Annotated in this window: 15 protein-coding genes and 2 pseudogenes; 4 read left to right on the forward strand and 13 right to left on the reverse strand. The window is 60.6% G+C overall.

The window, feature by feature from the left end:
- Positions 1-9: 9 nt before the first annotated feature.
- The 6 genes from ACIPZE_RS24375 to ACIPZE_RS24400 are packed head-to-tail and all read right to left on the reverse strand — an operon-like array spanning position 10 to position 4246.
- Positions 10-1689 (reverse strand): AMP-binding protein, encoded by a 1680-nt coding sequence (locus ACIPZE_RS24375; RefSeq protein ID WP_400775806.1) that lies wholly within the window; start codon positions 1687-1689, stop codon positions 10-12.
- A complete protein-coding gene (locus ACIPZE_RS24380) occupies positions 1686-2231 on the reverse strand; it encodes a hypothetical protein (protein WP_400775809.1) in 546 nt (181 codons plus the stop codon). The genes ACIPZE_RS24375 and ACIPZE_RS24380 overlap by 4 nt, the downstream gene beginning before the upstream one ends.
- The gene (locus ACIPZE_RS24385; protein WP_064388843.1) at positions 2228-2482 is read right to left on the reverse strand and encodes an acyl carrier protein; all 255 of its coding nucleotides are present in this window, start codon (positions 2480-2482) and stop codon (positions 2228-2230) included. Before ACIPZE_RS24385 ends, ACIPZE_RS24380 begins: the two co-directional genes overlap by 4 nt.
- Positions 2483-2491: 9 nt before the next feature.
- Positions 2492-2752, reverse strand: a complete 261-nt coding sequence (locus tag ACIPZE_RS24390; protein ID WP_110719529.1) for a phosphopantetheine-binding protein — start codon at positions 2750-2752, stop codon at positions 2492-2494.
- A complete protein-coding gene (locus ACIPZE_RS24395) occupies positions 2733-3542 on the reverse strand; it encodes a lysophospholipid acyltransferase family protein (protein WP_400775811.1) in 810 nt (269 codons plus the stop codon). The genes ACIPZE_RS24390 and ACIPZE_RS24395 overlap by 20 nt, the downstream gene beginning before the upstream one ends.
- A complete protein-coding gene (locus tag ACIPZE_RS24400; protein ID WP_400775814.1) occupies positions 3518-4246 on the reverse strand; it encodes a beta-ketoacyl synthase chain length factor in 729 nt (242 codons plus the stop codon). Before ACIPZE_RS24400 ends, ACIPZE_RS24395 begins: the two co-directional genes overlap by 25 nt.
- 352 nt (positions 4247-4598) lie before the next feature.
- Here ACIPZE_RS24400 and ACIPZE_RS24405 point away from each other — a divergent pair, with 352 nt between their 5' ends.
- Complete coding sequence (locus ACIPZE_RS24405; RefSeq protein WP_283437960.1) at positions 4599-5369, forward strand: ParA family protein; 771 nt, start codon at positions 4599-4601, stop codon at positions 5367-5369.
- Between the two features lie 127 nt (positions 5370-5496).
- On the opposite strand, the pseudogene trxC reads toward ACIPZE_RS24405, so the two are convergent.
- The 6 genes and pseudogenes from trxC to ACIPZE_RS24435 all read right to left on the reverse strand — a co-directional run.
- Positions 5497-5923, reverse strand: a pseudogene (gene trxC / locus ACIPZE_RS24410) (thioredoxin TrxC).
- Positions 5924-6003: 80 nt separating this feature from the next.
- Positions 6004-7467 carry a protein adenylyltransferase SelO gene (selO, locus tag ACIPZE_RS24415; protein WP_400775816.1) on the reverse strand — a complete coding sequence of 488 codons (1464 nt, stop codon included), beginning with the start codon at positions 7465-7467 and terminating at the stop codon, positions 6004-6006.
- Between the two features lie 48 nt (positions 7468-7515).
- Positions 7516-10869, reverse strand: coding sequence for a mechanosensitive channel MscK (mscK, locus tag ACIPZE_RS24420; protein WP_400775818.1), 3354 nt, complete (start codon positions 10867-10869; stop codon positions 7516-7518).
- Between the two features lie 34 nt (positions 10870-10903).
- The gene (locus ACIPZE_RS24425; RefSeq protein WP_283437956.1) at positions 10904-12646 is read right to left on the reverse strand and encodes a potassium/proton antiporter; all 1743 of its coding nucleotides are present in this window, start codon (positions 12644-12646) and stop codon (positions 10904-10906) included.
- A gap of 533 nt (positions 12647-13179) precedes the next feature.
- A complete protein-coding gene (locus ACIPZE_RS24430) occupies positions 13180-14052 on the reverse strand; it encodes a methyl-accepting chemotaxis protein (protein WP_371042268.1) in 873 nt (290 codons plus the stop codon).
- Positions 14053-14082: 30 nt separating this feature from the next.
- A pseudogene (locus tag ACIPZE_RS24435) lies at positions 14083-14835 on the reverse strand (MCP four helix bundle domain-containing protein); the annotation flags it as partial.
- 247 nt (positions 14836-15082) lie between these two features.
- Between ACIPZE_RS24435 and ACIPZE_RS24440 the strand changes: the two are divergent.
- From ACIPZE_RS24440 to ACIPZE_RS24450, 3 genes are all read left to right on the forward strand, one after another.
- A complete protein-coding gene (locus ACIPZE_RS24440; protein WP_129388091.1) occupies positions 15083-15313 on the forward strand; it encodes a hypothetical protein in 231 nt (76 codons plus the stop codon).
- Positions 15310-15612 (forward strand): cell division protein ZapA, encoded by a 303-nt coding sequence (locus ACIPZE_RS24445; RefSeq protein ID WP_129388094.1) that lies wholly within the window; start codon positions 15310-15312, stop codon positions 15610-15612. The genes ACIPZE_RS24440 and ACIPZE_RS24445 overlap by 4 nt, the downstream gene beginning before the upstream one ends.
- Positions 15613-15711: 99 nt before the next feature.
- Positions 15712-17649 (forward strand): methyl-accepting chemotaxis protein, encoded by a 1938-nt coding sequence (locus ACIPZE_RS24450; RefSeq protein ID WP_129388097.1) that lies wholly within the window; start codon positions 15712-15714, stop codon positions 17647-17649.
- A 201-nt stretch (positions 17650-17850) separates the two neighbouring features.
- On the opposite strand, the gene ACIPZE_RS24455 is transcribed toward ACIPZE_RS24450, so the two are convergent.
- The gene (locus ACIPZE_RS24455) at positions 17851-19653 is read right to left on the reverse strand and encodes an acyl-CoA dehydrogenase (RefSeq protein WP_400775822.1); all 1803 of its coding nucleotides are present in this window, start codon (positions 19651-19653) and stop codon (positions 17851-17853) included.
- Between the last annotated feature and the right edge of the window lie 223 nt (positions 19654-19876).

The raw sequence follows: 19876 nt of genomic DNA on the forward strand, positions 1-19876 counted from the left end.
TCACCAAGGTCAATCATGCTCTACACCCAAAAGAATCCGCCCACTGGAGCACGTCGCCGTGTCATTGCGATAAGCGAAATACAACTTGCTGCGCTCCGGATCAAAGCGCAGATGCAGCTGAATTTCATCCCCCGGGCGCACCAGTTGCTGGAATTTCAGCACTTCCATGCCGGCAAACGGGCCGTTCAGATTCAGCAGTTGCCGAGCCAGATTCAGCGCCCATTCCACCTGCACAACGCCCGGCAAAACCGGGGCCTTGGGAAAGTGCCCACTGAAATAGGCCAGATCCGCCGGCACGCCCAGTTGCAGGCTCCACTCGCCGTCCGTCTCGATTTGCTCAAGCACTTCGGGGGCCTTCGGCCGTGGCGCCAGCAGCAACGCTTCGACGTCAGCCTGAGGCAGTTTGCCTTGGCTGTTCAGCGGCAATTGCCGCACCAGCCGCCAGCGTCGCGGCAGGGCCAGCGCTTCACAATGTTGACGCAAATGCTGGCGCAGGCCCTCAGTCAGGCTGCGCCGGCCGTGTTCACGCAAGGCGAACAGGCCCGCTTGGCTGAGGACCAGCAGGGCGCCCAGCGACGCGCGATTTTCCTGGACCACGCCCAGGCGCGCTTCGGCGACCCAGGCATGGGCGACCAAAGCTTGCTCGAGCATCGGCAGGGAGATGCGTTTTTCTTCCAGTTTGACGATGCGGTCCAGACGTCCAAGCAACTCGAAGCGGCCATCGGCGGCGATGCGCGCGGCATCGGCGGTGTGTTCGATGTGGCCGGCAGGCAGATAAGGCGACGCAATCAGCAGTGCACCGTCGGCGTCCTGACTCAATTCAACACCCGCAAATGGCTGCCACAGTTGTTCGCCCTGACGCCAGGCGATGCCGCCGGTTTCCGAGCTGCCGAGAATCTCGGTCGGCCACTGCTGCAACCGCTGATGCAGGCTGTGTGCGGCGTCTGCCGGTAACGCGCCACCGGAGGAAAACACCCGGCGCACGACGCTCAGGGCCGGCCAGTCGAGGTTGTCGCCCATGCGCTTGAGCAGCGCCGGGCTGGCGACCCAGGCGAACGCCGGACATTCGCGGCTGGCGCGTTGCAAGTCTTCGGGGAATGCCAGTTGCTTGCGCACGAACGGGCGTCCGGCGCACAGCGGCCACAGCACGCGAAACAGCAAACCGTAGATATGCTGGGTGGCGACGCTGCCGATGATGCAGGCGTCAGCGAGATCAGCGCCCCACAGTTGTTCCAGCGCCTCGACCTCATTGGCCAGTTGGCGCAGGGTCTTGTCGATACGCTTGGGTTCACCGCTGGAGCCGGAAGTGCACAGGCTCAGGCGGCACTGATCGAGATCCAGTGCAGCGCCAGGCAGCGGTGGCTGCTGAAAGTCGTGCAGTTGCGCGTCAGCGGATTGATCGGTCAGCCACAAGTCAACTTCGCCTGACCAACGCTGGCGGGTTTGCGCTTGCAGATCCGATGGCAACAGAACGCTGACGCCTGCACGCCACGCACCCAGCAAGACGATGGCCAGGTCGGCAGCATCTTCCAGATGCACAGCCACACGCTTGACGCCCCGGGCTTGCAGGCCGGCGGCGACGCTCAGCGCCTGTTCACACAACTGCGCGTGATCAATGGCCGGTGCGTGGCTGATTGCCCGCGCCGGCACAGCCTTGAGCAACAGCTGCTCAAGTTTTATCCAGTTCATGTACGGCCTCTTACCCGTTGTCGTATCAGCCATTCAATGGCAAACATCAGGCCGATCAATCCATAGGAGATCAGGCCGGTGTACAACATCCACCAATTCAGCGGCGCCCACAGGGTCATGAGGGCGGCGCACAAACCGTTAAAGAAGAAAAACACGCTCCAGGCCACCGTGACCTTGCGCGTGTAGCGAATCGCGATGTCCGGCAGCTCCGGCTCACGCAGGCGCGCCAGACGCTCAACCATCGGCGGCCCGTATTTCAGGCTCAGGCTGAACAGCACCAGCATGAAGCCGCTGATCAGCACCGGATACCAGCGCAGCAACAGCGGGCTGTCGAACAGCGCCAACAACACGCAGAAGACAATGGCCACGCACGCCATCCATAGGCTGCCAGGCTTGCGCTCGCCGCTCAGGGCCCGCGCCAGCCACAGACTGCCGAGCAGCAGACCGAACTGCCACGGGGCAAAATGCTCCATGCCGAAATACACCGCAAAGGGGTACAGCAGACCGGCCAGCAGCAGGCCGAGGCCGATCAATCGGCTCATGCGGCCGGTTGAACCAGACGGTAGACCGCCTCGACCACGTCACCGACGGTGCGCACCGATTTGAATTCTTCGGCGGCGATTTTCTTGCCGGTCTGGCGCTTGATGTGATCGATCAGATCGACGGCGTCGATGCTGTCGATTTCCAGATCCTGATACAGGTTGGAGTCCAGGCTCACACGGGCCGGATCCAGTTCGAACAGCTCGACCAGGGCATCGCGCAGGGTGTTGAAAATATCGTCACGAGTTTGCATGGTCCGGTCTCAAGCTGCCTGTTTTGCCGTGACGAACGCCGCAAGGCTGGCCACGTTGGTGAAATGGTTACGGGTGTCTTTGGCATCGGCGTCGATCTTGATGCCGTATTTTTTCTGGATCGCCAGCCCCAGTTCCAGCGCGTCAACGGAATCCAGGCCGAGGCCTTCGCCGAACAGCGTCTGCTCGTCGCCGATGTCGTCGGCGCTGATGTCTTCAAGACCGAGGGCATCGATGATCAGCAGTTTGATGTCACGATTCAGATCGCTCATCTTCGGCGAGCTCCTTAATAAAGTAAGAGTGCAAATAATCGTTGAGCTTGCGCGAGGCTTGCGGTGCAGGCCCCTGCGCGGCGAAGGTCTGTGGGTCTATATCGGCGCCGATTCGAAAACTGAAGTGCACGCGGCGGCATGGGATCCGATACCACGGTTCGGCTTTGGTCAGCGTGGTCGGGTTGACCTTGATAATCACCGGGGTGAGGATTTTCGCACCGCGAAGGGCAATCGCCGCCGCGCCCCGATGAAAGGCCGGCGCCTGCCCCGGCTGGGTTCGCGTGCCTTCGGGGAAAATGATCAGGGTCTGGCCGTTTTGCAGGGCTTGGGCGGCGGCATCGAGCATGTCCATGCTGCCGTCGTTGCTGATGTATTCGGTGCTGCGCAGTGGTCCGCGCGTGAAGGGGTTTTCCCAGAGGCTTTTCTTCACCACGCAGTTGGCCTGGCGCACCAGACCGATGAGGAACACCACGTCGATCAGCGACGGGTGGTTGGCGATGATCATCTGCCCTGGCCGACCGAGACGCTCGGCGCCTTGAATGTCGTAGGTCAGCACGCCGGTGCGGGCCATGAACCGCACGAAAAACCAGAACAGCCGACTGACGGTCTGCCGCGCACGCCGGCGATGCGCGAGCGCATCGCCGGGCAGGCAGCCGAGCAGCGGAAACACCAGCACGCGCAGGCACAACCCGCCCAGCCCGAACAGGGCAAAGCTGGCGGCGGTGGCCAGCAGGCGCCAGTAGTAGGCGTCGCGGTTTTTCTCGGTCACAGGCTGCGTTGCCAGGTCCATACGCGATTTTTCCAGGCATGTTGGCAAAGGGGTTGCTGGCCGAGCAGGGTTCGCAGCAGATTGAGCGCGTGGGGCCAGTGCGCTTTGGACAGTGCTTCTGTGGTGCTGTTCAGGGTCAGCCGCCAATCGGTACCCGGGGTGAGCAACAGACCGACCGCATACGGAAACGGCACATCGTCGATCCACTCCGAATACGCTGCGGGCGGTTGTTCTTCAGTGATCACCAGCAGCACCGCCGGGGCGCCTTCGTTGAGCAGCGCTGCGGCTTCGAGCATGCCATGTTCGAGACCGTCGCCCGCCGCAGCGAGGGCGGTCATTTCGCTGGTTTCACCGCGCATGATCGACCACAGGCCGATGATCGCGTTATGCACCGACAGGCTGAACTGGGTCGGCGACAGCGGTTGCTCGGTGGCCAGATCGCGGAGAATCTCGTAGGTGCGTGGGGTTTCACCATGGCGGGAAACGAATACCAGGGGCAGGTTTTCCCGTCCGTCGGCCAGTGGCCAGCCGACACTGAACGCCATCCGCGCCAAGCGACTGAGACGCCGACGCTGCATGGCCGGCAAAAACGACACATCGGGCGCGGCATCACTGGCCTGGCGCACCACCGGTTGTCGGCTCCAGGCCTGCCAGGCGTCCACGCTGTCGAGCCCGGGGGCCCACGCGCGCCATTGGGCGATGTTGAAGTTGATCACGGATTTCATCCCGCCCCTGCGGGCTATTGTTGACGCGTTGAGTCGCCAGAACCGCAGCAGGCTTGACGTGGCGCTTGGCGCCGGGTGGCGCGCATTATCCCGGTGCGACGAGTGTGTAGCAAATGCTGGTTACATTTTGCGCAGTAAAATGTACTGAGTCGTACGCTGAAAAACTGTCACTTGGCCATTATCCAGATTGGCGGCGGCTTGTCTGTCGGGCATCGCGACGATCAATGACAGTTTTTGCGCTAGGCACACGGAGATATTTGCACCTGACTTTGTAGTCCGTGTCCGTGAAGGTAGCGAAGCGAGGTCGCGCGCATCTACACTCGGTCATTCTTTGATACACGGAGGTTTTGTCATGCGGCGCGTGGTGTTCAATCAGAAAGGTGGCGTAGGCAAGTCCAGCATTGCCTGCAATCTGGCGGCGGTCAGCGCCAGCGAGGGTTATCGCACGCTGTTGGTGGATCTCGATGCCCAAGCCAACTCCACTCAGTATCTGACCGGGCTCACCGGCGACGACATCCCGATGGGCATTGCCGACTTCTTCAAGCAGACGCTGTCGTCCGGGCCGTTCTCGAAGAAAAACCAGGCGGACATCTACGAAACGCCGTTCGACAACCTGCACATCATCACCGCCACCGCCGAGCTGGCCGACCTGCAACCCAAGCTCGAGGCGAAACACAAGATCAACAAGCTGCGCAAGTTGCTCGATGAGTTGGCGGAAGATTACGACCGGATCTACCTGGATACACCGCCAGCATTGAATTTCTACGCGGTATCGGCGCTGATTGCCGCTGATCGGGTATTGATTCCCTTCGATTGCGACAGTTTTTCGCGTCAGGCCCTCTACGGTCTCATGGCCGAGATTGAAGAATTGAAGGATGACCACAACGAAGGCCTGGAAGTCGAAGGCATCGTGGTCAACCAGTTCCAGGCCCGGGCCAGCCTGCCGCAGCAGATTCTCGATGAGCTGATTGCCGAAGGCTTGCCGGTGCTGCCGGTGTACCTGACCAGCTCAGTGCGCATGCGCGAGTCGCACCAGGCCAGCACGCCGCTGATCCATCTCGATCCGCGACACAAGCTGACTCAGCAGTTTGTTGAACTGCATAACTTGCTCGAAGGGCACTGATCTCTTGAGCTACGCAGATCCCCTGTAGGAGTGAGCCTGCTCGCGATAGCTTCCTTTCAGTCACTCAAGTGTTGGCTGACAGGACGCTATCGCGAGCAGGCTCACTCCTACATTGTTTGGAGGTGTGTCAGATCCCTTGGCTACGCAGCCACGCCATCAATTGCGGCAACGGCAACGCACCGCGCCACCTCCCGGCCGTTCCTGAACAGAATCAGACTCGGAATCGAGCGAATCCCCAACTGCGCCGACAACTGCTGATTCGCCTCGCTGTCGAGCTTGGCCAACCGACACTTGCCCGCCAATTGCGCCGCCGCCTGCTCGAACACCGGCGCAAACGACTTGCACGGCCCACACCACTGCGCCCAGACATCCACCAGCAACGGCAGATCACCCTTGATCTGACTGGCGTAATCGCCTTGCTTGAGTTCGAACGGTTTGCTCAACAGCACCGCGGATTTGCAGCGACCGCACTTGGGCTGGTCAGCGAGGCGCTCGGCGGGGATACGGTTGAGGCCGTTGCAGGAGGGGCAGGGGATGAGGACTGGGTTGGTCATGTTTGGCTCATTGGAGTTCTGCGGTTCGTACGACTTATCTGGAGTCGTACGAACTGTTTATCAAGATGAGGCGTTGGCCATCAGGAAGAACAACTGATCTCCAAATGCTTGCCCCACTCCGGTGGCCGCTCGGCATACCCCTCCATTCCCGGCTGCTCTTCAAACGGTTTGCTCAGCACCGCATGCAGTCGGCGTACTTCTGAGTAATCCCCTTGCTCAGCCGCATCGATGGCTTTTTGCGCCAGATAGTTGCGCAGGATGTACAGCGGATTGACCGCATGCATCCGCGCTTGGCGCTGCGTTTGATCAGCATCGCCATCGCGGGCAACCCGGGCGACGTAGCGTTCACCCCAGGCATCAAAACCCTTGATGTCGACGAAGTCATCACGCAACCGGGCGACGGCCTGTTCGGCCGACTCTTCACCGAGTCGGCGGAAGAACAGCGTGTAGTCGACGCCGCTGTTCTGCATCAGTTGCAGCAGGTTTTCCAGCAGTAGCTGGTCGTCATCTTCAGCGCTGGTAAAGCCGAGGCGCCGGCGCATCAGGTCGAGGTAGTGCGCCTGGAACAGTGGCAGGTACAAGCCGAGGGTTTCGCGCAGGGCTTCAACGCTGATGAACGGCGTCAACGCCTGCGCCAGTGCGCTGAGGTTCCATTGGCCGACCGGCACCTGATTGCTGAACGAGTAACGCCCCTGATCATCCGAATGATTGCAGATGAAGTTGGCGTCGAAGTCATCGAGGAAGGCGAACGGGCCGAAGTCGAACGTGATGCCGAGGATCGACATGTTGTCGGTGTTCATCACGCCGTGGCAGAAGCCGTAGGCCTGCCATTTGGCGATCAGTTCGGCGTTGCGCTCGACGATTTCGCGGAACATCGCCAGATACGGTTCCGGTTGCGCCAGGCACTCAGGGAAGTGCATTGCCAAGACGTGTTCGCCGAGCTGCTTTTGCTGCTCGGGACGTTTGGTGTAGTAGAAATATTCGAAGTGGCCGAAGCGGACATGGCTCGGCGCCAGACGCAGCACCATCGCCGCGCGTTCCTGCTTTTCGCGCCACACCGGGGTGTCGGAGCCGATCACGCAGGCTGCCCGCGAGGAAGGAATGTTCAGCGCGTACAAGGCTTCGGAGGCAAGGAACTCGCGGATCGACGAACGCAACACCGCGCGGCCATCGCCCATGCGCGAAAACGGCGTCTGCCCGGCGCCCTTCAGGTGCAAGTCCCAATGCTCGCCGGCCGTGTTGTAGACCTCGCCGAGCAACAAACCACGACCATCACCCAGTTGCGGCGTATAGCCGCCGAACTGATGCCCGGAATAGACCATCGCTCGCGGCTCGGCATCGGCCCACAGCTTGTGGCCGCCGAACAGTTCGGCAAATTCCTCGGTTTCAGCGGTCGCCGGGTCGAGATCGAGCAAGGCCAGGGCCGCCGGGCTCGCCACGACCAGACGCGGATTGTCGATCGGCTCGGGCAGCACATGGGCGGAGAACGCGTCGCCCAGGCGGGCAAAGCGATTGTCGAAGGTCAGTTCGTCGAGGGCTTTCAAGGGCCGGCTCCAGCAGAATGTCCGAGCATTCTGCTGGGATCAGACCGGTTAGTCGAGTTTGGCCGGCGGCGGCTCTTGCAGCGGTTTCTGATCGTCGGCGACCGGCACGATGGTTTTCGCATCGGCCTCGACCGGCACCAACTTGTATTCCTGGCCGTGCAGGTTCTTCAGGTAAACCTCCATCTGGCGGAACGAGATGTTGATGTGCTGCTTCTTGAACTCGCGGTTGATGAAGCGGTTGACCTCATCGAGCACCGGGTTACGGTCACCGAGGTCGCGCACGTGCATGCGCAACTCGTGGTCGAGGGTGCTTTCGCCGAAGTTGAGGAAGTACACGTGCGGCTCGGGTTCTTTTAGTACCCGTGGGTTTTCGCGGGCAGCCTTGAGCAGCAATTCTCTGACCAGATCGAGATCGGAACCGTAATCGACGCCGAGCTTCAGCGTCACACGGGTGATGGTGTCGGTCAGCGACCAGTTGATCAGTTGCCCGGTGATGAACGTCTTGTTGGGGACGATGATGTCCTTGCGGTCGAAGTCGGTGATGGTCGTGGCGCGGATGCGGATCTTGCTCACCGTGCCCGAGAGGTTGCCGATGGTGATGGTGTCGCCGATCCGCACCGGGCGCTCGAACAGAATCATGATGCCGGAGATGAAGTTGGCGAAGATCTCCTGCATACCGAAGCCGAGGCCGACCGACAGCGCTGCCACCAGCCATTGCAACTTGTCCCAGCTGACGCCGAGGGTCGACAGGGTCGAGACGAAACCGACGCCGGCGATCACATACGACAGCAGCGTGGTGGTCGCGTAGGCACTGCCCTGCGCCAGATTGAGCTTGGACAGCACGAACACTTCGAGCAGGCCCGGCAAGTTGCGTGCGAGGGCGAAGGTGATGCCGATGATGATCAGCGCGCCGAGCATGTCGCCGATGCTGATCGGCACCATGCTCATGTTGGCGCCGGTGCCGCTGGTGTATTCGTAGAGGGTGATGTTGTCGAGGTACGAGAACACCGAGATCAGGTCCGACCAGACCCAGTACAGCGCCGCGATGAAGCCACCGAGCAGGGCCAGGCGAATCAGGCGCAGAGACTGTTCGTTGACCTTTTCGATGTCCAGCGTTGGTTCTTCGATCACCGCCTCGCCGTCGCCGGCCTCTTTCGCCGCCTGACGTTTGGCCAGCGCACGCTGGTAGGCCAGACGCCGCGCGGCAACGCTGAGGCCACGGACGAAGGTGGCCTCGATCACCAGCCAGAACATCAGCAGGTACAGGGTGTTGATCAAACGATCACTGAGCTTCAGCGCGGTGTAGTAGTAGCCGAAGCACACCGCGACGAACAGTGCGATCGGCAGCAGGGTGAACATCACGCCGACGGCCTTGCGGAACAGCGAGGTGTTTTCGTGGGCCGGGCTGCTGATCAACAGACGGCTGAGCAGCCATGCCATCAATGCGTAGCAGGTCAGTACCACGGGCATCCCGAGTACGTCGTCGGCCAGCGCCGCCGGTTGCAGTTCGGCGACGGCGACAATGGTCACCAGCGCCATCACCACCAGACCGAGCCGACGGATCCAGCCTTGCAGGAATTCGACCTGCGGTTTTTCCCAGCGGAAGTGCAGTTCCGCCACGCCGCCCGGCGCCAGAATTCGATACGCGGTGTAGAACACCAGCCACGCCTGGCCCATCTGCAACAGGGCTGCGCCCATGTTGGCGTTCTGCCCGCGAGCGTCGATCTGCAACGCCAGGCCGCACAGCGCCAGGCCGAGCGCCACCGGCATTGCCAGCAGGATATTGATCAGGATCGCTTGCGGCGTGTGCCACTGGCTGTCGCGTTTGAAGTGGCCGATGTCCTGGTGAACCTTGTTGAGTCTGCCGTACAGGGCTTTGCGTCGCCACAGCAGGGCGCCGATCAGCAGGGCCAGCGGCAGGAACAGCAAGGGGCGCTGGATCAGACCGTCGGTCAGCTCACTCAGGCTGGACGCCCAAGGCAGCGTATCGATCTGGCGCTTGAGGCGCTCCGGCACACTGCGCATCCACTCGATGTCCAGCGGCTTGTTGCTGGGAATCCAGAACATTTGCTCATCGAGGGTCGCGCGCAGGCTTTGCGCGGTGCTCAGCAGTTGTTTCTGATTGAGTTGCAGGGTGATCGATTCGTTGAGCACCGCGCTCAGTTCGCGGTTCAAGCGTTCGAGCAGGTCGGCGCGGGTGTTGGCCAGATCAAGCAGGCTTTTGCGCAGTTGCGGGGTGACCTGTTCCGGCGGTTGCGTCGCCAGCAGATTGTCGACGTAGGTCGAGGGGTTGCTGAGGAGTTCACGTTGCTGGCTGACTTCGAACTGATACAGGCGAATGTCGGCGATCTGATCGGCGAGGTCGCGGTCGACCTTCAAGCGCGGCAGCGCCTGTTTCTGCTTATAGAGAATCTTCGACAGCAGCAGGCTGCCTTTGAGCACGTTGATCTGCTCGTCGAGTGCCGAGTCGCTTTGGGTCAGGCTGTCGAGTTGCTGTTTGGTCTGCAGGTTCTGCTGGGTCACCTCGTTGAGGCGGTCGGTGCTTTTCAGCAGATAGTCCGAGAGCTTGAGGTTGGCCGTGCTTTCGCTGGCGAGCAGGCTGCTGCCGCCGGACTTTTGTGCTTCGATCGACTGCTGGGTGACGGTTTCCTGAGACTGCGCCAGACGCTTCTGGTTGATCAGGGTTTGCAGTTCCTGGATCTCGCGGTCGAGGCGGTCGGATTTCTCCGAGAGCAGGTCATGCTGGGCGTTGCCCAGATCCTGCAACTGGCTGTTGCCGGCCAGTTCCTGACGGCGCAGCGGGATCAGCGCATTCAGCGCGGCGAGTTCGGCGTTCAACTGGTCATGTTGCTCGGCGCTGACCGTTTTACCCGCGTCCTTGCCGGACTTGAGGATGTTGGTGATCTGCTGAATGCGTGTCTGGCTGGCAGAGATTTCCGCCTGGGCGCGCTCCGGGCGGGTCTGTGCGGTGATGATCAGGCTGTTGGCGTCGGCCAGGGCTTTTTGCAGGTCACTCTGCTGGGTCGAGCGCTCGGTGAGGATCTGCTCCAGCTGCGGAATCGATTCGCGGGGGAAACGCTGCGCCACCGGCACCACGCTGGTGGCCTTGAGGCGCGTCAGTTCGCGAGCATTTTCGATGGTCTGCTTGGGCGCCGTCGCCAGTTGCTGTTTGAGATCGATCAGCTTCTGTTCGTAATCACGCTGATTGTTCAGCTGATTAAGAGTGTTCTGCAGGACGGTTTGCAGGGTCTTTTTGTCGGCATCCGGCAGTTTGCTGTCGGCGAGCTTGTCGAGGCTCGCCTGTACGGCTTCGCTGGACGGTGGTTCGGCGGCGTACAGCGGGCCGACAGTAAGACTCAGGCCCAGCAGGGCCGCGGCGAAAAAGGAGCGCAGGGTAGGCATAGAGACCGGTCAAGCAAGTGAGAGTGGACGCAGTTTAGAGGAAGAGCCCGGGACCCGGGCGACTTCCTTCGGGGAATCTGACGCCGACTTTGCCGATCTTGTTCCCGTCCATGACCGCGACTGTCCAGTGAGTGTTGTTCCACTCCACCTGGTCACCAACGATCGGTGCACCACCGACTTTGTGGGCAATGAAGGCGCCCAGGGTCGTGTCAGGATCGATGCCTTCTGCCGGCAACCCGTACAGCGCTGCGACCGCTTTAAGCTGGGCGTCTCCTTCCAGCACGAAGTCGCCGAAGAAGCGCAGGTCGAGGCCGCGTTGCGGTGCCTGGCTGAACAGTTTGCCGAGCGCCGGCAGGTTGTGTTCATGGCCGATAACGCACAGCAAATCATCGACTTCCAGCACCGTACTACCCGACGGATGGAGCAGTTGCTGGCCACGAAACAGCGCAGCGATACGTGTGCCTTCGGGCATTTTCAGTTCACGCAAGGGCGAGCCGATGCACCATTTCTCCGCACCGAGCTTGTAAACGAACAGTTCCCACTCGCTGGTTATGTGCACTTCCAGCGCCGATCGCGAGATTGGTGCAGGCTCCGGCGGTACCGTGACCTTGAGCAGTTTGGCCACCCACGGCAGGCTCGTGCCCTGCACCAGCAGCGACACCAGCACGATGAAGAAGGCGAGGTTGAAGTACAGCTGCGCATTCGGCAGCCCGGCCATCAGCGGGAACACCGCCAGAATGATCGGTACCGCGCCGCGCAGGCCGACCCAGGAAATAAAGGCTTTTTCGCGGCCATGGAAGGCCTTGAACGGCAGGAGGCCGACGATCACCGACAGCGGCCGCGCAAACAGTATCATCCACAGCGCCAGACCGAGGGCGGGCAGGGCGATCGGCAGCAAGTCATGCGGAGTGACCAGCAGGCCGAGCACGAGGAACATGCCGATCTGCGCCAGCCACGCCATGCCGTCGAGCATGTGCAGAATACCGTGGCGGCTGCGTACCGGACGGTTGCCGATCACCAGGCCACACAGGTACACCGCGAGGAAGCCGCTGCCGTGCAGGGCGTTGGTCAAGGCAAACACCACCAGACCGCCAGCGATCACCAATATCGGATAGAGGCCGGCGGCGAGGTTGATCCGGTTGACCAGTTGCAGCATCAGCCAGCCGCCGCCGAGGCCGATCACGCCGCCGATGCCGAACTCGCGCAGCAGATGCGTCAGCAGGCTCCAGTGCAGACCGGTCTGGCCGCTGGCGAGCATGTCGATCAGGGTGACGGTGAGAAACACCGCCATCGGATCGTTACTGCCGGATTCGATTTCCAGGCTGGCAGTGACTCGTTCGTTCAGGCCTTTGCCACCCAGCAACGAGAACACCGCCGCGGCGTCGGTAGAGCCAACGATGGCGCCGATCAGCAGGCCCTGAATCAGGTTGAGGTCAAACAGCCACGCGGCCGCCATGCCGGTCAGCCCTGTGGTGATCAACACCCCGACCGTGGCCAGCGACAGCGCTGGCCATAACGCCACGCGGAAACTGGAGACCCGCGTGCGCAAACCGCCATCGAGGAGGATCACCGCCAGTGCGAGGTTGCCGACCAGATAGGCCGTCGGGTAATTATCAAAAATGATCCCGCCGCCATCGACCCCGGCAGCCATGCCGACCGCAAGAATAATCACCAGAATCGGAATGCCGAGACGCGAAGACAGGGAACTGACAAGAATGCTCGCACCTACCAGCAACGCGCCGATCAAGAACAGGCTGTTGATGGTCGTCGCATTCAAAGGCAGTACTCCAGAAGCGTAAAGACGGGCACAAACTGACCATGCAGTCTGCGTGCCAGCGATTCTAACCTGTTGAAATGTGATGCTGTCAAAAAGGTTTTTCAGTGTGGCATCAGGTTTTATGTTCGGCGGGCGATTGCTGCCCTCACCCTAGCCCTCTCCCGGAGGGAGAGGGAACTGATCAAGTTGTTTGTGCAAGGTACATCGACCTGAAAATCCTGAGTCGAACTCAGGTTTTGAAAAACACGAAGATCTGCTCCCTTTCCCCTCGCCTGGGGGGAGAGGGCACTGATCGAGGTGATGAGCAATGTGTCTATTAAAAAGTGTCCACCATGTCTCCGAACACCCGTCCACCATGTCTCCGGTACATACAGGGGGGATAGGGCACTGATCGAGGTGTTTGTGCGAGGTACGCCGACCTGAAAGTCCGGAGTCGAACTCAGGTTTTGAAAAGCACGAAGATCTGCTCCCTTTCCCCCTCTCCCTCTGGGAGAGGGCTGGGGTGAGGGTGCTTTGGATCTTGATCTACTCAATTAAAGGCTGAACCGCCCAACCATGTTGTTCAGGTCCAGGGCCAGGCGCGACAGCTCGTTGCTCGCCGCGCTGGTCTGGTTCGCGCCGGTCGCCGATTGCACCGACAGATCACGAATGTTGACCAGATTGCGATCCACTTCACGCGCCACTTGCGCCTGCTCTTCCGCTGCGCTGGCGATCACCAGGTTGCGCTCATTGATCTCGACGATGGCGGTGTTGATGGTGTCCAGCGACATGCCGGCGCCACGCGCGATGTTCAGCGTCGACTCGGCGCGCTCGGTGCTGTTGCGCATCGAATCCACGGCGTGTTCGGTACCGCTTTGAATGCTGCCGATCATCCGTTCGATTTCGCTGGTCGATTGCTGGGTGCGATGCGCCAGGGCGCGCACTTCGTCCGCTACAACCGCAAAACCACGGCCAGCTTCACCGGCACGCGCCGCTTCGATCGCTGCGTTCAGTGCCAGCAGGTTGGTTTGATCCGCGAGACCACGAATCACGTCCAGCACTTTGCCGATATCACGGGATTCGTTGGCCAGATCACCGATCAGGCTCGCGGTGCTCTGCACATCGGCGCTCATGCGTTCGATGGCGCTGACAGTTTCCTGGACCAGATCACGACCGTCGCCGGCAGACGTGGTGGCGTTCTTCGAGGCTTCCGAAGTGCTCACTGCGTTGCGCGCGACTTCTTCCACGGCGCTGGTCATTTCGTTGACCGCAGTCGCCGCCTGTTCGATTTCGTTGTTCTGCTGAGTCAGGCCGCGAGCACTTTCGTCGGTGACGCTGTTCAGCTCTTCCGCTGCCGACGCCAGTTGCGTGGCCGAACCGGAAATCCGCTGCAAGGTGTCACGCAGCTTCGATTGCATCTTCGCCATCGCCGCCAGCAAGCGCCCGGCTTCGTCGGTGCCGTCAACATGGATCGGCTGAGTCAGATTGCCCTCGGCAATGGTTTCCGCAGCATCCAAGGCCTTGGCGATCGGCTTGGTGATGCTGGTGGTCAGCAACCACGCGAACAACAAGGTCAAGCCAGTGGCGATCACCAACAGGGTCACCACCAGGTCGAACGCGGAAGAATACTGATCTGCCGCTTGCTGGTTGGTTTCGCTGATCTGCTCGCCGTTGATTTGCATCAGGCGGTTGAGCACGGTGTTCATCGCTTCGGAGTTGTTGAGCAGTTCGGTGTTGAGCAGGTTGCGCAGCTCATCCACCTGATTGTTGCGCGACAGGCTCTTCATGCGGTCTTCGATCTGGCGGTACTGACCGAGCAACTGCACGTACTGGTCGTAGGCCGCACGTTCCTCGGAGCTGCCGATCAGCGGCTCGTAAGCCGTCTGAGCGGCGCGGATCTGCTGGTTGCGCATGTCCAGCAACTCAACGGTTTTCTGCTGCACGTCCGGTTCGCGATTGACCAGCAAACGGTACGACAACACGCGCAGGCGCAGGGTCAGTTGGGTGAACTCGTCGAGGTTTTTGATGCTCGGCACGCTGCTAGAGGAGATGTCCTCGGCGGCGCCACGGATTTTGCTCATCTGGTTCAGGGCGAACACGCCGAGAATCAGCATCAGGCCGCCGATCAAAGCGAAGCCGGTAAACGCCCGTGGGGCGATATTCATATTGCGGAGGGACATGGGCGGATACCAAGAGAGGGCCGCATCCATGCGGGCTGAGACTGCTGTATGGATGACTTATCGGTCATACGACTAAAGTCTTGAGGCAGTGTGCGTATTTGTCGCAGAAGGGCTGGGGCGACGAAGTGCAGGAACCAGATCGGCAGATCACAGTCTTTAAAACTCGCAAGAATGGTCTCCCGCCAGGAAAATCAAGGCTTTGCGCCGGTTTAACCCTGGCATCCGTGGTGACTTTTCTTTATCGTACGCGCCCTTTGAAAATGCCTGGAAGATCAAAATGTTGGAAGCATCCCTCAGCCAATTGGAACAGCTCGTCAGCGACCTGGTGCAACAGAACCAGAGCCTCGCGCAAACCAACCAGAATCTGTCCACGGAACTGGCCCAGGCCAAGGATGAGAACGAAAGCCTGCAACTGAACCTGATGGAACAGGAAGAAAAGCACGGCGCTACCGCAGCGCGCATCCAGGCTCTGGTTGATCGCGTCAACGCAGGTCCTGTCAGCGCATGAACCACGGCACAGCAGGGGTAAAAGTCGTCTCCATTCTCGGGGAGGACTATTCGATCAAGGCACCGGCCGGGGAAGAACAGACCCTGCTGGACGCGGCACTGATGCTCAAAGCGGCATTGGCTGACACCAAACGCAAATACCCGACGCTGATCGGTGACCGCTTGCTGGTGCTGGCAGCGATGAATCTGTGCTCGCAACAGATCGAAATGAAGAAGCAGCACAAAGAAGAACTCGACCGTTACCAAGAGCAAGTCAGCGCCACGGTCGACACCATCGCCAAGACCATCAATCAGGGTTGATGGGGTTGCGCACAACCAAAGAATAGATTGTCGATCGGGTTGTATACAATCGGCACGGCTGTTGCATTGCTTCCGCCACTTATTCTTTGGGGGTGCTCCATGCAGTTGTGGCGACGCAGTATTCAATGGCAGCTGATCCTCAGCATGGGCACCGCCCTGCTGGTCAGTATCCTGATCGTGGTTGGCATTTATACCCTTGTGGTCAACCGCCTTGCCCAGAGCTATCTGGTCGAACAAGCACTGCCGTCGAGCATCGAAGCGACGCGCAACGATATCGAACGCATCCTCGTGCAGCCGCTGACGGCGGCCAAAGACATTGCCAGCAACACCATGGTCCGCGACTGGCTGGCCTCCGGTGAAGACAGCAGCAAAACAGCCGGCTTCGCGCAGTATCTGGAAGGCATCCGCGCCGAACACAAGGCTTTTACCGCTTTGATCATCGGCACCGAGTCCAATCATTACATCACCGAAAAAGGCCTCGATCGCACCCTCAGCCGGGCCAAACCGGCCGATGCCTGGTTCTATTCCTTTCTCGACAGCAATCAGCCGCGCACCCTGAACATCGACAACGACGGAGCCACCGGAGAATTGGCGCTGTTCATCGATTTGAAGGTCGAGCAGGCCGGCAAAGTGGTCGGCGTCGCGGGGCTTGGGCTGAGCATGAAAGAGCTCTCGGAGCTGATCCACAACTTCAGCTTTGGTGAGCGCGGCAAGGTCTATCTCGTGCGTTCCGATGGTTTGATCCAGGTGCATCCGGAGGCGCAGTTCAGTGGCAAGCGCACCTTAAGCGAGCAGATCGGCAGCAATGCTGCGCAGGCAGTCCTCGGTCAAAAAACTGCCGTCAGCAGCAACTTCCAGCGAGACGGCGAAGACTTCCTCGCCTTCAGTCTGCCTTTGCGCGATTTAGGCTGGACTTTGGTGGCCGAAGTGCCGCAGTCGCAAATCTACGCCGAGGCGCGCAAAGCCATGTGGATGAGCGGCGGCATCGGCCTGGCGGTGGCGCTGGTGTGCCTCGCCCTGGTGGTGTGGCTGGCGCAAGGTCTGGTGCGACCGATTCGTCAAGTAACAGCCGCACTGGTAGCAATCGGTAGCGGTGGGGGAGATTTGACCCACCGGTTAGATTCCAGTCGCGCCGATGAGTTGGGCGACCTTGCTCGCGGCTTCAATCGTTTCCTCGACAGCCAGCGCGGGATGATCGGCGAAGTGCTGACCACCAGCGAGCGCCTGCGCACTGCCGTGGGACAGGTGGCAAAAGTTGTCGAGAACACTGCAGAGCGCTCCGGCCGTCAGCAGGAAATGACTGACATGGTCGCGACTGCCGTTCACGAGATGGGCTTGACCGTGCAGGAAATTGCGCAGAACGCCGGCAACGCGGCGCTCGCCTCGCAAACCGCGCGCGATGAAGCGATGCAGGCGCGGGAAGTGGTCGGCGGTTCGATTCGGCATATTGAAAGCATGTCGGATGAGATTGGTTTGGCGGCGGGTGCGGTGGGTGAACTGGCGCATCAGGTAGCGTCGATCGACTCGGTGCTGGCAGTGATTCGCGGGGTGTCCGAACAGACCAATCTGCTGGCGCTCAATGCGGCGATCGAAGCCGCGCGTGCCGGCGACATGGGCCGCGGCTTTGCCGTCGTAGCCGATGAAGTGCGCACCTTGGCGCGCCGCACGCAGGCGTCGACCGACGAGATTCAGCAGATGATCGGCAGCCTCAAGCAAGGCGCGGAAAATGCCGTGTCGTCGATGCGCACGGGGCAGGCCGCGACCGGCACCGGGGTTGAGTCGAGCCAGCGCACCGGGGCGTCGTTGACGGCGATTACCGGGCAGGTCGAACGCATCAGCGACATGAACCATCAGGTGGCGACGGCGACCGAGGAGCAATCGGCGGTGACCGAAGAGATCAACCGCAATGTGCAGGGGATTTCCGATCTGGCCCGCGCTACGGCGGGTGAGGTGCGGGCTTGTCGTGAAGACTGCCAGATGTTGCAGAAACTGGCGGATGATCTGGCGCGGCAGATGGGTGGGTTCAAGCTGAGCTGAGTGTTCTATCAGAAAAGCCCCTCACCCTAGCCCTCTCCCAGAGGGAGAGGGGACTGACCGTGGAGCATTCAGGAAGTACGCCGACCTGAAAATGCTGTACCGAATCCATAATCGACGCGGTTTTTCAGGTCGATGTATAGCGCCAGACACCTCGGTCGGCCCCCTCTCCCTTCGGGAGAGGGCTGGGGTGAGGGCAGGGTGTCAGAACCACGCATCCTGCATCGCCAGACACGTATCATCCCGCGCCTCCAGCAACGCCAGTTCATGGTGGCAACCCGGCACTTCCCACGTCAGGAAATACCGCGCCGCCTGCAACTTGCCCTTATAGAAGTCAGCGTCTGCCGCATTGCCCTTGGCCAACCCTTCCTCGGCACGAATCGCTTGCTCCAGCCAGCGCCAGCCAATCACCGTGTGGCCGAACACCTTCAGGTACAGCGCCGAGTTCGCCAGGCTGCTGTTGACCTTGCCCTGCGCCAGATCGGTCAACAAACCGATGGTCACCGTTTGCAGGCGCGCCACCAGCTTCTCCAGTGGCTCGCGCAGTGCGCTTAGCGATTCATAGGCTGTCGCGCGTTCAGCAGTGTTGGCGATAAGACGGATCAGTTGCTTCAACCCGGCACCACCGTTCTGCGCCAGTTTGCGCCCGAGCAAGTCCAGCGACTGGATGCCGTGGGTGCCTTCATGGATCGGGTTCAGACGGTTGTCGCGGTAATACTGCTCGACCGGATACTCACGGGTGTAACCGTGGCCGCCGAGAATCTGGATCGCCAGTTCGTTGGCCTTGAGGCAGAACTCCGATGGCCAGGATTTGACGATTGGCGTGAGCAAATCCAACAGTTCATGCGCCTGTTTACGCTCGGCTTCGGACTCAAGCGTGGTGGTGTCATCGAACAGGCGAGCGGCATACAAACCGAGGTCAAAGGCACCTTCGACGTAGGATTTCTGCGTCAACAGCATGCGTCGTACATCGGCGTGTTGAATGATCGCCACCGGCGCGGCGGTCGGGTCCTTGCTGTCCGGCACGCGACCCTGCGGACGTTCGCGGGCGTATTCCAGCGAGTACAGGTAACCGGCGTAACCGAGCATCACCGCGCCCATGCCGACGCCGATTCGCGCCTCGTTCATCATCTGGAACATGTAGCTCAAACCACGATGCGGCTCGCCCACCAGATAACCGATGCACTCACCGTTATCGCCGAAGTTCAGTGCGGTAGAGGTCGTGCCGCGCCAGCCCATCTTGTGGAACAACCCGGCCAGCAGCACGTCATTGCGTTGGCCGAGGCTGCCGTCATCGTTGACCAGAAACTTCGGCACGATGAACAACGAAATGCCTTTAACGCCCGCAGGCGCATCTGGCAGCTTGGCCAGGACCATGTGCACGATGTTTTCCGAGAGCGGATGATCGCCGCCGGAAATGAAGATCTTGTTGCCCTTCAGGCGATAAGTGCCGTCGGACGCAGGCTCGGCGCGCGTACGAATATCCGACAGCGATGAGCCTGCATGCGGTTCGGTCAAAGCCATGGTGCCGAAGAAGCGGCCGTCGATCATCGGTTGCAGAAAGCGTTGTTTCTGCTCTTCAGTGCCGAAGCTCTCGATCAGATTCGCCGCGCCCATGGTCAGAAACGGGTACGAAGTCGAAGCTGCATTGGCCGACTGGAAATGCGCGAAGCAGGCTTGGGACAAGAGCGTAGGAAGTTGCATGCCGCCAGCGTCGAAACTTCTCGCGGCGTTGAGGAATCCGGCTTCAAGGAAGGCATCTACCGCCGGTTTCACCTCGGGGATCAGAATCGCCTTACCGTCCTCGTAGCGCGGCTCGTTCTCGTCGCCCTTGCGGTTGTGCGGCGCGAAGTACTTCTCGGCGATGTTGCGTGCGGTACCGATGGCGGCGTCGAACGTCTCGCGATTGTGCTCGGCAAAGCGCTCACGCCGGGTCAGGCCCTCGGCATCGAGGACTTCATACAGCTCGAAAGCCAGATTGCGGGAACTGAGCAGCGTCTCGGACATGGCGACCTACCTGAAATTGGGGTTGGGCCGAGTCTAGGCGTGCGGATAAAGGCTGAACAGGATGATTGATGGGCGTGATACAGAAGCAAAAGATCGCAGCCTTCTGTAGGAGCTGCCGAAGGCTGCGATCTTTTGATCTTTTGTAGGAGTGAGCCTGCTCGCGATAGCGATCTATCAGACACATTTATTTAACTGACAGACCGCTATCGCGAGCAGGCTCACT

Source organism: Pseudomonas sp. NPDC089741, from assembly GCF_044748825.1.
In the GTDB taxonomy this organism is placed as follows: Bacteria; Pseudomonadota; Gammaproteobacteria; order Pseudomonadales; family Pseudomonadaceae; genus Aquipseudomonas; species Aquipseudomonas helmanticensis.

Coding starts and splice junctions, on each gene's coding strand:
- ACIPZE_RS24380 (WP_400775809.1), bottom strand. CDS start 2,231: ATGAGCCGATTGATCGGCCTCGGCCTGCTGCTGGCCGGTCTGCTGTAC.
- ACIPZE_RS24440 (WP_129388091.1), top strand. CDS start 15,083: ATGTTGGAAGCATCCCTCAGCCAATTGGAACAGCTCGTCAGCGACCTG.
- ACIPZE_RS24405 (WP_283437960.1), top strand. CDS start 4,599: ATGCGGCGCGTGGTGTTCAATCAGAAAGGTGGCGTAGGCAAGTCCAGC.
- ACIPZE_RS24430 (WP_371042268.1), bottom strand. CDS start 14,052: ATGGCGAAGATGCAATCGAAGCTGCGTGACACCTTGCAGCGGATTTCC.
- ACIPZE_RS24375 (WP_400775806.1), bottom strand. CDS start 1,689: ATGAACTGGATAAAACTTGAGCAGCTGTTGCTCAAGGCTGTGCCGGCG.
- ACIPZE_RS24390 (WP_110719529.1), bottom strand. CDS start 2,752: ATGAGCGATCTGAATCGTGACATCAAACTGCTGATCATCGATGCCCTC.
- ACIPZE_RS24445 (WP_129388094.1), top strand. CDS start 15,310: ATGAACCACGGCACAGCAGGGGTAAAAGTCGTCTCCATTCTCGGGGAG.
- ACIPZE_RS24450 (WP_129388097.1), top strand. CDS start 15,712: ATGCAGTTGTGGCGACGCAGTATTCAATGGCAGCTGATCCTCAGCATG.
- ACIPZE_RS24455 (WP_400775822.1), bottom strand. CDS start 19,653: ATGTCCGAGACGCTGCTCAGTTCCCGCAATCTGGCTTTCGAGCTGTAT.
- ACIPZE_RS24400 (WP_400775814.1), bottom strand. CDS start 4,246: ATGAAATCCGTGATCAACTTCAACATCGCCCAATGGCGCGCGTGGGCC.
- ACIPZE_RS24385 (WP_064388843.1), bottom strand. CDS start 2,482: ATGCAAACTCGTGACGATATTTTCAACACCCTGCGCGATGCCCTGGTC.
- ACIPZE_RS24395 (WP_400775811.1), bottom strand. CDS start 3,542: ATGGACCTGGCAACGCAGCCTGTGACCGAGAAAAACCGCGACGCCTAC.
- mscK (WP_400775818.1), bottom strand. CDS start 10,869: ATGCCTACCCTGCGCTCCTTTTTCGCCGCGGCCCTGCTGGGCCTGAGT.